9 protein-coding genes and 1 pseudogene are annotated in these 12,117 nt (G+C 68.2%); 6 read left to right on the top strand and 4 right to left on the bottom strand.

All coding sequences use genetic code 11. The annotated features are described in order from the left end of the window. Positions 1-7: 7 nt before the first annotated feature. The 3 genes from CFN17_RS01585 to glnT are packed head-to-tail and all read right to left on the bottom strand — an operon-like array spanning position 8 to position 3,070. Complete coding sequence (locus CFN17_RS01585) at positions 8-736, bottom strand: protein glxC (RefSeq protein WP_208749663.1); 729 nt, start codon at positions 734-736, stop codon at positions 8-10. Further along, positions 724-1,632, bottom strand: a complete 909-nt coding sequence (locus tag CFN17_RS01590; RefSeq protein WP_208749664.1) for a glutamine amidotransferase — start codon at positions 1,630-1,632, stop codon at positions 724-726. The genes CFN17_RS01585 and CFN17_RS01590 overlap by 13 nt, the downstream gene beginning before the upstream one ends. Before the next feature lie 37 nt (positions 1,633-1,669). Then, complete coding sequence (gene glnT / locus CFN17_RS01595) at positions 1,670-3,070, bottom strand: type III glutamate--ammonia ligase (protein WP_208749665.1); 1,401 nt, start codon at positions 3,068-3,070, stop codon at positions 1,670-1,672. Between the two features lie 253 nt (positions 3,071-3,323). On the opposite strand from glnT, the gene CFN17_RS01600 reads away from it, so the two are divergent. The 3 genes and pseudogenes from CFN17_RS01600 to CFN17_RS01610 all read left to right on the top strand — a co-directional run bounded on the left by CFN17_RS01600 (position 3,324) and on the right by CFN17_RS01610 (position 6,188). Continuing rightward, entirely contained in the window at positions 3,324-4,613 is a 1,290-nt protein-coding gene (locus tag CFN17_RS01600) for an ammonium transporter (RefSeq protein ID WP_208749666.1), read from the top strand. 28 nt (positions 4,614-4,641) lie between these two features. Continuing rightward, positions 4,642-5,210: pseudogene (locus CFN17_RS19860) on the top strand (HutD family protein). 120 nt (positions 5,211-5,330) lie between these two features. Continuing rightward, a complete protein-coding gene (locus CFN17_RS01610) occupies positions 5,331-6,188 on the top strand; it encodes a prephenate dehydratase (RefSeq protein ID WP_208749667.1) in 858 nt (285 codons plus the stop codon). A gap of 38 nt (positions 6,189-6,226) precedes the next feature. Here the strand turns inward: CFN17_RS01610 and CFN17_RS01615 are convergent, their stop codons facing one another. Then, positions 6,227-8,146: an FAD-binding monooxygenase gene (locus CFN17_RS01615; protein WP_208749668.1), complete on the bottom strand. Its 1,920-nt coding sequence runs from the start codon at positions 8,144-8,146 to the stop codon at positions 6,227-6,229. Positions 8,147-8,367: 221 nt separating this feature from the next. Between CFN17_RS01615 and CFN17_RS01620 the strand changes: the two genes are divergently transcribed. From CFN17_RS01620 to hpaE, 3 genes are read left to right on the top strand one after another with little or no spacing between them, the layout of a single operon-like run. Then, positions 8,368-9,840 (top strand): fumarylacetoacetate hydrolase family protein, encoded by a 1,473-nt coding sequence (locus CFN17_RS01620; protein WP_208749669.1) that lies wholly within the window; start codon positions 8,368-8,370, stop codon positions 9,838-9,840. After that, positions 9,833-10,531: a GntR family transcriptional regulator gene (locus tag CFN17_RS01625; protein ID WP_208749670.1), complete on the top strand. Its 699-nt coding sequence runs from the start codon at positions 9,833-9,835 to the stop codon at positions 10,529-10,531. Before CFN17_RS01620 ends, CFN17_RS01625 begins: the two co-directional genes overlap by 8 nt. Positions 10,532-10,591: 60 nt before the next feature. Beyond that, a complete protein-coding gene (gene hpaE, locus CFN17_RS01630; protein WP_208749671.1) occupies positions 10,592-12,106 on the top strand; it encodes a 5-carboxymethyl-2-hydroxymuconate semialdehyde dehydrogenase in 1,515 nt (504 codons plus the stop codon). Positions 12,107-12,117 lie beyond the last annotated feature (11 nt).

The following is a 12,117-nucleotide window of genomic DNA, read 5'->3' on the forward strand; positions in this document are numbered from 1 at the left end:
GGGCCTCCTAGTAGGCGGTCGAGTTGTCGACGTGGAAGTGGTAAAGGTTCCTGGCTGAGCCGTAGCGCTTGAAGTCGGCCGGGTTCTCGGTCCGGCCGGCGGCGGCGAGCAGTTCCGCGAGTTCTTCGAAGTGTTCGGCCTTCAGCGGCTTTTCGATGCAGTCGGCGCCGAGGGACGCGACGGTGCCCTTGACGTAAATGCGGGCCTCGTAGATGGAGTCGCCGAGGGCGTCTCCGGCGTCACCGCAGACCACCAGTCGGCCGGCCTGGGCCATGAAGGCGGACATGTGGCCGATGTCGCCGCCCACCACAATGTCCACGCCTTTCATGGAGATCCCGCAGCGGGCTCCGGCGTTGCCGTCGATCACCACGAGTCCGCCGTGCCCGGTGGCCGCGGCCGACTGGGAAGCATCGCCCTTGACGTGCACCTTTCCGGACATGATGTTCTCCGCGAGGCCGACGCCGGCGTTGCCGGTGACGGTGACCTTGCCCTTCTGGTGCATGCCGGCCGCGTAGTAGCCGGCGTGGCCGTCGATGGTGACGGTGACGTCGGCAGTAATGCCGACGGCGAGGCTGTGCTTGCCGCCGGGGTTGGTGACCGTCCAGGCCTGGCCGTCGACGGCGTCGTGCAGTCCCTGGTTCAGTTCGCGGACGGTGCTGCCGGCGAGGTCGAGCACTGTGGTTTCGGCGTCAGCGGTGGGTGCCGTGAGGGTTTCGGGGGCTGTCAGAGTGACCATGTGTAGACCTTTCCGGGAACGGGTTCGAAGATGCGGGCGTTGTCGATGCCCGGCAGTGCGGCCAGGGCGCGGTATTCGGAGGCCATGGCCACGTAGTCGTCGGTCTCGGCGATGATGGCCGGCTTGCAGGCGATGGGGTCGCGGACCACGGCCATGCTGTCCGCGGTGGTGACAACGAGGGTGTAGAAGCCGTCCAGGACGTTGCCCAGGTTCACCAGGGCCTCTTCGAGGGTGTCGCCCTGCTGCAGCCGGGAGGCGACGTAGCGGGCGCCGACCTCGGTGTCGTTCTCGGAGTCGAAGACGACGCCCTCTCGCAAGAGGCCCCGCCGGACGGTGGCGTGGTTGGAGAAGGAGCCGTTGTGCACCAGGCAGAGGTCGTCCGCGACGGAGAAGGGGTGCGAGCCGCCGGCCGTGACGGCGGATTCGGTGGCCATCCGGGTGTGGGACAGGCCCTGGCTGCCGGCCATCGCCTCCAGCCCGTGCTCGGCGGCGATCGCCATCGGGTGGCCCACGCTCTTCATGACGGCCACGTGCTCGCCGCGGCCGATCACCGTGGAGCCCGGCAGTGTTTCGGTGACGGCCTTCACCAGCAGGTCCGTGCCGACGGCGGCGCTCACCAGGGTGGTGTCACCCACCACCTGGACGGCCGGGGCCGCGTCGGCCGCGAGCAGGGACGCGACGGCGGCGGTGATTGCCGCCGTCGTCATGCCCTGGTCCTTGCCGAGGAGGCTGACGGTGGAGGTGCCGTCCGCGACCAGGCCGGGGGTGTTGTAGACGGCGAGGCCGGCGGAGTCCGGCCCGCGGTCCACGATCTGGCACAGCATCGAGGACAGCAGGCTGCCCATCCGGGGGTGCAGCGAGGGGTTGCGCAGCTGCAGCGCGGCGATTCCGCACATGGTGGTCCTTTTCTTGGTGTGGGTTGGAACAGTCGGTCTAGATCGAGGTGAGGTAGGTGCGGATTTCCCAGTCGCTGACCTGGTTGTGCCAGCTGAGGAATTCCTCTTCCTTGGCGTCCGCGTAGTAGGCGCCGATTTCCGCGTCGCCGCTCAGGCTGGCCAGGATCACCGGGTCCTTGCGGAGCGCTTCGACGGCGTGGAGCAGGGTGGCCGGCAGGAGGTGCGCGTCCGGTTTGGATTCCCCGGGGCCCGACGGCCGGCCGGGGTCGAGGGACTTTTCCACTCCGTCCAGGCCGGCGGCGACGGCGGTGGCGATGGCCAGGTAGGGGTTGGCGGAGCCGTCGCCGGAGCGCAGTTCGATCCGTTTGTTGTCCGGGACGCGGATCATGTGGGTGCGGTCGTTGCCGCCGAAGGAGGCCTTCCGCGGCGACCACGTGGCGCCCGAGGAGCTGGTGGTGGCGCCGGAGCGCTTGTAGGAGTTGACGGTCGGCGCCAGGAAGGCCTGCAGCGCCGGGGCATGGTCCAGGATGCCGCCGATGAACGAATAGGCGAGGCCGGACAGCCCCAGGCCGCGGCCGGCGTCGTCCGCTTCCCCGTCGCCCGGAAACAGCGGCTCGCCGCCGGACCAGAGGGAAAGATGGAAGTGGAGTCCGGTGCCGGTCCGGTCCGTGAACGGCTTGGGCATGAACGTGGCGGTCATGCCGCGCTGTTCGGCGAGGATGTTCAGGATGTAGCGCAGGGAGATGACGCGATCGGCCGTGGTCAGGGCGTCCGCGTAGTTGAAGTTCTGCTCGAACTGGCCGGCGGCGTCCTCGTGGTCGTTGGCGTAGTTGCCCCAGCCCAGCGCGTTCATGGCCTCGGAGATGGAGGTCAGGTGGTCATACATGCGGGTGACGCCGCGGGCGTCGTAGCAGGGACGGGGCGAATCGTCGCGCGCATCGGCTGTGCTCAGGGTGCCGTCATCGTTCGTGTTGACCAGGAAGTACTCCACTTCCGCGCCGACCTTCGCCTGCATGCCCTGCGCGGCCAGCCGGGCCAGGGCGTTTTTCAGGATGACGCGCGGCGCGTACGGCCACGGCCGGCCGTTGACGTGCGGGTCGCAGTGGATGATTGCCAGTCCTTCCTTGATGAAGGGGACCGGGGTGAAGGAGGCGAGGTCCGGCACGGCGATCAGGTCCGCGTCCTGCGGCTTCTGGCCGATCAGGCCCGCGGCGTAGCCGGCGAAGCCCATGGCTCCTGCCTCGAGTTCGTCGGCGGCTTCCACCGGGACCAGCTTGGCGCAGGGCTTGCCGGTCATGTCCACAAAGGTGGCCAGGAGGAACCGCACGTCGTGGGCCCGGGCGATGTCCGCCAGGGAAATCTGCCCGGCGTCGGCCGGCAGCGCGGCGTCTGATAGCGCTGACGCGCTGGGTACTTCAGGGGTTGCGACACTCGTCATCGGAACTGTCCTGTCCAATTGGGGTTACCTGATGGGAAACGCTGTTGAACCACAGTAGTCAAAGTGATGTTACGGAAGTAGTGCCCGGGTGTTAAATCCGCGTGTCATGTCCCGGCGGCGAACGCAACAGAAACTTAACCCGCACGAAACCCGCAATCGTTCACTGCCATGAATCATGGTTTCATCCCATGGTTGCGTTGAGTTCCTCCGCAGCCGGCGGATGCTGACTTCCACCCCCACTGATTGGAGTTCCATGAATTCTGGAGACGTCGCCTGGATCCTCGCGGCAGGCGCCCTGCTGTGCATCATGATTCCCGGCCTTGCCCTGTTCTACGGCGGCATGGTCGGTTCCCGCAGGATCCTGAACATGATGATGATGTGCTTTGGCGGCATGAGCATCGTCGCCGTCTTGTGGGCCGTATTCGGCTACTCCATGGTGTTCGGCAATTCCATTGGCGGCGCCGGGCTGCTCGGCGATGTCACCGAGTACTTCGGGATGGAGCAGCTGCTGGCCGAGGACCCGAACGCCCCCATCCCCGCGGCGCTGTTCGCGGCCTTCCAGCTGTTCTTTGCCGGCATCACCACGGCGATCATCGCCGGGGCCGCGGCCGGGCGCATGAAGTTCGGCGCCTGGATGACCTTCGCCGCGCTGTGGGCCACCCTGGTCTACTTCCCGGTCGCCCACTGGGTGTTCGCGTTCAGCTCGGCGGACGGCTCCGTCACCGGCGGCTGGATCGTCAACAGCCTTAAGGCCGTTGACTTCGCCGGCGGCACGGCCGTCCACATGAACGCCGGCGTGGCAGCCCTCGCCCTCGCCCTGGTCCTGGGTCGCAGCGCGGGCTGGCCCAAGAGCGAACACACCAAACCGCACAGCCGGCCGCTCGTGCTCGTCGGGGCCGGCCTCCTGTGGGCCGGCTGGTTCGGATTCAACGCCGGCTCGGCCCTCACCGCCGGCCAGTCCGCCTCCGTCGTGTTCCTGAACACCGCCGTCGCCGCCTGCGCCGGCCTCCTGGCCTGGGCCCTGGTGGAACGGATCCGGCTCGGCAGCGCCAGCAGCATGGGCGCGGCCTCCGGCCTGATCTCAGCCTTGGTCGCCATCACGCCCGCGTGCGGGGCCGTCAGTCCGCTCGGCGCCCTGGCAATCGGCGTGATTGCCGGCGCGGTCTGCTCCCTGGCGATCGAGCTCAAGTTCCGGCTCGGCTTCGACGATTCACTCGACGTCGTCGGTGTCCACCTGGTCGGCGGCATCCTGGGAACCCTCCTGATCGGCTTCTTCGCCACCGACGCCGCCCCCAACAAGGTCAACGGACTGTTCTACGGCGGAGGATTCGAACTCCTCGGCATCCAGACGCTCGCAACCGTGTCCGTGCTCGCGTACTCCTTCGCCGTGACCTGGGTTATCGCCAAGGTCCTGAGCGTCACCATGGGCCTGCGCGTCCATGAGGCCGATGAACTGCGCGGCATCGATATCGCCGCACACTCGGAGGCCGCGTACCTCAGCGACGAAGAACCGGTGGACCTCGGCTCCCCGAGCCGTGCTTAGGGCTCCGGAAGAACGCCCCCGGCCCGTCATGCCGTCACACGCAATTGTCAGCGCCGGCCAGCTGCCCCGCGTCCCCTGGCGCAACGGGGCGGGCACCACCCGGGAAGTCGCCCTCTTCCCGGGTGGTGCCGGCCCGGAGGGCTTCACCTGGCGGATCAGCGTGGCCGACATCACCGGGGACGCGGACTTCTCTGCGTTCCCCGGGCGGACCGGCACTTCCTCCTCGCCACCGGCGGCACCCTGGCCATGGACGTCAACGGCGTCCGCCGCGTTGTCTCCCGGCGCCGGCCCGAAGCATTTTCCGGCGAGGACCAGGTGAGCGTCACGACGGACCGCGGGCCTGCCACAGCGATCAACCTGATCACCAGGCGGTCCGCCTGCACCGGGTCAATGGACGTCCGGCACATCGAGGGCCCTTTCGTTCCGGACCCGGCAACCGTGGCCGTGGTCCTGCTGGACGGCACCGCCGCCACAGGCGACGGCCGTACCCTGGCGCCCCTGGACTTCCTGCTCCGCAGCCCGGGCAAGGACCCGCGCCCGGGACCGGAAACACTGCACTGCCGCGCGGCCGTAGTGGCCACCCTCCGGGTGCGGTAGCCCCTCCCCACCTGCCCTCTCCCCAACTGACTCGCAGCAGGGGCCGTTCTGAGCCGTCAAAACGGCCCCTGCTGCGACTTACTTGGGCGGGCGGGCACCCGGCGTGAAACCATACGGAGTATGGCCCAGAAGATTGCGTACCAGGGTGAGCCCGGCGCCAACTCCAATATTGCGTGCATGCAGATGTTCCCCGAACTGGAAAGCGTGCCCTGCGCCAGCTTCGAGGACGCGTTCGAACTTGTCTCCAGCGGCGACGCCGACCTCGCCATGATCCCGATCGAGAACTCCATTGCCGGCCGGGTGGCGGACATCCACGTCCTGCTCCCTGCGTCCGGGCTGCAGATCGTGGGCGAGTACTTCCTGCCGATCCACTTCGACCTCATGGGCGTCCCGGGCAGCAGCATCGAGGCCGCCACCGAGGTCCACAGCCACCTCCACGCCCTGGGCCAGTGCCGCCGCCTGATCCGCGAGGCCGGCCTCCGTCCGGTGATCGCCGGCGACACCGCCGGGTCCGCCCGGGAGGTCCGCGACTGGAACGACCCGACCAAGCTGTCCCTGGCTCCCCCGCTCGCGGCCCGGCTCTACGGGCTCGATGTGCTGGCGTCCGCCGTCGAGGACGACCCCTCCAACACCACCCGCTTTGTGGTGCTGGCCCGGGAAACCGCACTGCCGGCCCGGGACGTCCTGCCCGGACCGGCCGTGACCAGCTTCGTGTTCCGGGTCCGGAACGTGCCGTCGGCCCTGTACAAGGCGCTGGGCGGCTTCGCCACGAACGGGGTTAACATGACCCGGCTGGAGAGCTACATGGTGGGCAACGAGTTCGCCGCCACGATGTTCATGGCCGACGTCGAGGGCCACCCCGAGGACCTGCCGCTCAGCCTGGCCCTGGAGGAGCTGGACTTCTTCACCACCGAGGTGCGGATCCTTGGCGTCTACCCTGCCGCCGGGTTCCGGTCCGGGCAGGCCGTCAACAACTGACCGCCCGCCCGGACCCTCACCGGCGCCCGGCACCGGGCCTACCCGACGAGGTTCTGGAACTCCTGGACGCGCGCGCCCGACTGCAGGAGCGGCGCGAAGAACGCGGCGAGCTCCGCCGTCGCGGTCAGGGGCAGCACGTGGGCCACGTACTGGTCCGGGCGGACCACGACCACGGCGCCGCCGCGGTCGATCCCGCGCAGGTCGAAGATGTCCGCCGCGGGATCGGTGCCGTAGACCTTCTCCAGGTACGGAAGTTGGAACGGCCCGACCTCCGGCTTGAACACCGCGGGGACCGCGCCGATATCGATGCCGGTGTGGTCCTGCTGGTAGATCACCTTGACATCGAACCAGGCGTCGCGGTCCAGGTTCGACGGCGTCGCGGCCAGCGGCGAGTCCGGTGCGTTCGCCAGCCAGTCGGCGAAATCCACAACCGGGCCCGGGGCCCCGGCCGGCGCCGCCGCATCGGCGAAGACGTAGATGCGCCAGCGGCCGTCCGCTGTGGCCTGGTGGCCGAGCTGGAGCGGGTTGGTGTCGCAGACGCGCACCACCGGTGCTGACTTGAACCGCTTGCCGACCGGAAAACCTGCGGCCAGGTTCTGGTGCGTCGCCTCGGCGACGATCAGCGACGGCGCGTATTCGGTCATGAAGCCGGCGGGGAACTCCGCCGTGCGGACGTAGAAGTCCTCGAGCTCGGAGGGGTTCTCGAAGTCCTCGGGCTTCTTGGCCATGAGCGTGGACCACTGCTTGTCGAAGTCGATGAGGTTCTTCGCGACCACCTGGCGCTCGGCCGAGTAGGTGGAGAGCAGGCTGTCGGGGCTGCGGCCCTCCAGCACGTGGCCGAGCTTCCAGCCGATGTTGAAGCCGTCCTGCATGGAGACGTTCATGCCCTGGCCCGCCTTGGCGCTGTGCGTGTGGCACGCGTCGCCGGTGATGAACACGCGCGGCGTGCGGGTGCCGCGCTCCTCCGGCAGGACGTCGTCGAACCGGTCAGTGAGGCGGTGGCCGACCTCGTACACGCTATGCCAGGCGACATTGCGCACGTCGAGCGTGTAGGGGTGGATGATCGCGTTGGCCTTGGCGATGATCTGCTCGATGGTGGTCTTGCGGACCGCGCCGTTGTCGTCCGCGGCAACTTCACCGAGGTCGACGTACATGCGGAAGAGATGGCCGCCCTCGCGCGGGATCAGCAGGATGCTGCCGCCGTCGTGGGACTGGATGGCGCACTTGAGGCGGATGTCGGGGAAGTCGGTGGACGCGAGCACGTCCATGACGCCCCACGCGTGGTTGGCCTGATCGCCGGCGAGCGTGCAGCCGATCGAGTCCCGCACCTTGCTCCGCGCGCCGTCGGCACCGATCACGTACTTCGCCCGGACGGAGCGCGTCTGGCCTTCGTCGGGGCCGGCCGTGTGCACGAGGGTCACGGTGACCGGGTACTCGCCCTCACCGACCTCGAGGCCGACGAACTCGTAGCCGTAGTCCGGTGCCATGCGGGTGGGCGCGTTGGCCATGAACTCACCGAAGTAGTCCAGCACGCGGGCCTGGTTGACGATCAGGTGCGGGAACTCGCTGATGCCCCTCTCGTCGTCGACCGCGCGGGCGGCACGGACGATGCGCGAGGGGTCCGCCGGGTCCGGCTTCCAGAAGGCCATTTCGGTGATGCGGTACGCCTCGGCGATGATCCGCTCGGCGAAACCGAAGGCCTGGAAGGTCTCGACGCTCCTGGCCTGGATACCGTCGGCCTGGCCGATGGCGAGCCGTCCGCCGCGGCGCTCCACGATCCTCGTGGTGACGCCCGGAAACTGGGACAGCTGCGCGGCCGCGAGCATGCCCGCGGGTCCGGTGCCCACAATGAGGACGTCCACCTCGTCGGGAAGCCGGGCCGGGCGGTCGATCCCGGTGCCGGCGGCCGGCTGAACTCGCGGATCTCCGGATACGTAACCGTGATGGTGAAAATGCACGGGCTTTCCTCACTTCGTTGTGTGGCGGACATTCGTCACATGTGTTCTATATAAGAATTTGACGTTCGATAATTGAACTGAATCGTTGATCCAAAACTGTACGGCAGATATGACATGGGTTACAAGTGCCTCGAAAACTCCCGGAAAATCAGGGGTTGACGTTCCCGGGATCCCGGGTGATAGTTATCGTATATGATTTCGTACTCGATGAGGAGTAACTCTTGGAACAGGTCACCGACCACCTCCTGGCCGCGGCCCGCAAGGTCATCGCGGTGCATATCAACTACCCCAGCCGGGCAGCCCAGCGCGGCCGGACCCCGGAACAGCCCTCCTACTTCCTGAAACCGTCGTCGTCCCTGGCAACCGGTTCGGCGGAAGCGCCTTCGACGGTGGAGCGCCCGGCCGGCTGTGAGCTCCTCGGCTACGAGGGCGAGATCGCCCTGATCATCGGCAAGCCCGCCCGCCGCGTGGGTATTGAGGACGCCTGGAGCCACGTGGAGTGGGTCACTGCGAGCAACGACCTCGGCGTCTACGACCTCCGATACGCGGACAAGGGCTCCAACCTGCGGTCCAAGGGCGGTGACGGCTTCACCCCCGTGGGTCCGGGCCTGATCGCCGCGGACGCCGTGGATCCCGCGGCCCTCCGGGTCCGCACCTGGCACAACGGGGACATGGTCCAGGACGACACTACCGAAGACCTGCTCTTCCCCTTCGCCCGGCTGGTTGCGGACCTGTCCCAGCTGCTCACGCTCGAAGAGGGCGACATCATCCTCACCGGCACCCCGGCCGGCGCCTCCGTCGCCCTGCCCGGCGACGTCGTCGAGGTCGAAGTCAGCGCCGGCAACCTCACCACCGGCCGCCTGGCCACCCGGGTGGCGGAAGGCACGACGCCGTTCGCGGACTTCGGCGCCCGGCCCAGGACCGATGATCTCCAGCGCGAGGAAGCGTACGGTTCGCGTGAAGCGGCGGGGCTGGCCGCCGTCGGGCACAACCTGTCCCCGGAGCTGAAGGCGAAGCTGGAAAGTGTCTGCACCGCCACCCTTTCCTCCCAGCTGCGCAAGCGCGGGCTGAACAACGTCAGCATTGACGGCCTCACCTCCACCCGTCCGGAGCAGCGGATCGTGGGCCTGGCCCGGACCCTGCGCTACGTGCCCAACCGCGAGGACCTCTTCACAACCCACGGCGGCGGTTTCAACGCCCAGAAGAAGGCCATCGATTCCGTCAACGAGGGCGAGATCCTGGTCATGGAGGCCCGCGGCGAAAAGGGCACCGGCACCATCGGCGACATCCTGGCCCTCCGCGCCCAGATCCGCGGGGCGGCGGCCATCATCACCGACGGCGGCGTCCGCGACTTCTCCGCCGTCGCCGCGATGGACATGCCCACCTATTACGCCAACCCGCACCCCGCTGTGCTGGGCCGCCGGCACATCCCATGGGACACGGACATCACGATCGCCTGCGGCGGCACCACCGTGCAGCCCGGGGACATCATCGTGGCCGACTCCGACGGCATCCTGGTGATCCCGCCGGCCCTCGCCGAGGAGCTCGCGGACGACTCCATCGCCCAGGAACGGGAGGAGACCTTCATCGCCGAGATGGTGCAGCAGGGCCACAGCGTGGACGGCCTGTACCCGCTGAACGCCGCGTGGCGGGTTAAGTACGAGCAGTGGGAAGCAGGCAAAGCCAATGACTGAGACGGCCACTTCAGGCGCCGCACCAACCGCTGCCGCCAGCAAGTCGCAGCAGGCGTACGAGGCCGTGAAGGCCCGGATCGTGGACGGGACGTACTCCCCCGGCTACCGGCTGGTGCTGGCCAAGATCGCCGAGGACCTGGGCGTCAGCGTGGTGCCGGTCCGGGAGGCCATCCGCCGGCTCGAAGCCGAGGGGCTGGTGACGTTCGAGCGGAACGTCGGCGCCACCGTGTCCGGGATCGATCCCACCGAGTACCTGTACACGATGCAGACCCTGAGCATCGTCGAGGGCGCCGCCACCGCACTCTCGGCACCGCTGATCGGTGCGGCTGATGTGGCCCGGGCCCGGGCGGTGAACGAGGAAATGCGTGACTGCCTGCAGCACTTCGACCCCGTCCGGTTCACCGCGCTGAACCGGGACTTCCACAGCGTCCTGTTCGAGCACTGCCCCAACCCGCACATCCTGGACCTCGTGCACCGGGGCTGGAACCGGCTCGCGTCCCTGCGGTCCTCCACCTTCCGCTTCGTCCCGGGCCGCGCCCACGAGTCCGTCGACGAGCACGAGGCCCTGCTGCAGCTCATCGAAGCCGGTGCCGACGCCGACACCATCGAAAAGGCCGCCCGCCGCCACCGCAGCGCCACCCTCGACGCGTACCTCGCCCAAAGCAACGCGGGGTCACTTAGCGCCCATTAAGCCGCCCCGCACGAGCCATAAGTGACCCCGCGTTGCTCTTAGACAGTAAGGAAAACAACAATGACGTTCACTGCTCCGGAAACCACCAAGCACTACGTGCCGCAGGACCTGCCCACGCACATCCGGCACTTCATCAACGGCGAATTCGTCGACTCCGTGTCCGGAAAGACCTTCGACGTCCTGGACCCGGTGTCGAACCGGAACTACGCCACCGCCGCAGCGGGCCAGAAGGAGGACATCGACCTCGCTGTCGCGGCGGCCCGCGAAGCGTTCGTCAACGGCCCGTGGCCGAAGATGAAGCCGCGCGAGCGTGCCCGGGTCCTGAACAAAATCGCCGACGCCGTCGAGGCCCAGGAGGCCCGCCTGGCCGAGCTCGAGACCTTTGACACCGGCCTGCCGATCACCCAGGCCAAGGGCCAGGCGCTGCGCGCCGCGGAGAACTTCCGCTTCTTCGCGGACCTGATTGTCGCCCAGTTCGACGACGCCATGAAGGTCCCCGGCGCCCAGATCAACTACGTGAACCGCAAGCCGATCGGCGTCGCCGGCCTGATCACCCCGTGGAACACCCCGTTCATGCTCGAGTCCTGGAAGCTCGCCCCGGCCCTGGCCACCGGCAACACCGTGGTGCTCAAGCCGGCCGAGTTCACCCCGCTGTCCGCCTCGCTGTGGGCGACGATCTTCAAGGACGCGGGCCTGCCCGACGGCGTCTTCAACCTGGTCAACGGGCTCGGCGAGGAAGCCGGGGACGCCCTCGTGAAGCACCCGGACGTGCCGCTGATCTCCTTCACCGGCGAGACCACCACCGGCCAGACGATCTTCCGCAACGCCGCGGCCAACCTCAAGGGCCTGTCCATGGAACTCGGCGGCAAGTCCCCGTGCGTCGTGTTCGCCGACGCGGACCTGGACGCCGCGATCGACTCCGCCCTGTTCGGCGTCTTCTCGCTCAACGGCGAGCGCTGCACCGCCGGGTCCCGGATCCTGGTGGAACGCGGCATCTACGAGGAATTCTGCGAAAAGTACGCCGCCCGCGCGAAGAACATTGTGGTCGGGGACCCGCACGACCCCAAGACGGAGGTCGGCGCGCTGGTCCACCCGGAGCACTACGAGAAAGTGGCCTCCTACGTGGAGATCGGCAAATCCGAGGGCCGGCTGCTGGCCGGCGGCGGCCGCCCGGAGCACCTGCTGGAAGGCAACTACATCGCCCCGACGGTGTTCGCTGACGTCGCGCCGGACGCGCGGATCTTCCAAGAGGAGATCTTCGGCCCGGTTGTGGCCATCACCCCGTTCGAGACCGACGACGAGGCCCTGGCCTTGGCGAACAACACCAAGTACGGGCTGGCCGCCTACATCTGGACGCAGAACCTGACCCGGGCGCACAACTTCTCGCAGAACGTCGAGGCCGGCATGGTGTGGCTGAACAGCCACAACGTCCGCGACCTGCGCACCCCGTTCGGCGGTGTCAAGGCCTCCGGCCTGGGCCACGAGGGGGGCTACCGCTCAATCGACTTCTACACCGACCAGCAGGCCGTGCACATCACCCTTGGCAAGGTCCACACGCCCAAATTCGGCGCCTAGCCAGCAACCGC

It is taken from the genome of Arthrobacter sp. PM3 (genome assembly GCF_003352915.1).
Classification (GTDB): domain Bacteria; phylum Actinomycetota; class Actinomycetes; order Actinomycetales; family Micrococcaceae; genus Arthrobacter.

Excerpts from the sequence above, each read along its gene's own strand:
- CFN17_RS01585 (WP_208749663.1), bottom strand. The coding sequence starts at position 736 with ATGGTCACTCTGACAGCCCCCGAAACCCTCACGGCACCCACCGCTGAC.
- CFN17_RS01590 (WP_208749664.1), bottom strand. The coding sequence starts at position 1,632 with ATGTGCGGAATCGCCGCGCTGCAGCTGCGCAACCCCTCGCTGCACCCC.
- glnT (WP_208749665.1), bottom strand. The coding sequence starts at position 3,070 with ATGACGAGTGTCGCAACCCCTGAAGTACCCAGCGCGTCAGCGCTATCA.
- CFN17_RS01600 (WP_208749666.1), top strand. The coding sequence starts at position 3,324 with ATGAATTCTGGAGACGTCGCCTGGATCCTCGCGGCAGGCGCCCTGCTG.
- CFN17_RS01610 (WP_208749667.1), top strand. The coding sequence starts at position 5,331 with ATGGCCCAGAAGATTGCGTACCAGGGTGAGCCCGGCGCCAACTCCAAT.
- CFN17_RS01625 (WP_208749670.1), top strand. The coding sequence starts at position 9,833 with ATGACTGAGACGGCCACTTCAGGCGCCGCACCAACCGCTGCCGCCAGC.
- hpaE (WP_208749671.1), top strand. The coding sequence starts at position 10,592 with ATGACGTTCACTGCTCCGGAAACCACCAAGCACTACGTGCCGCAGGAC.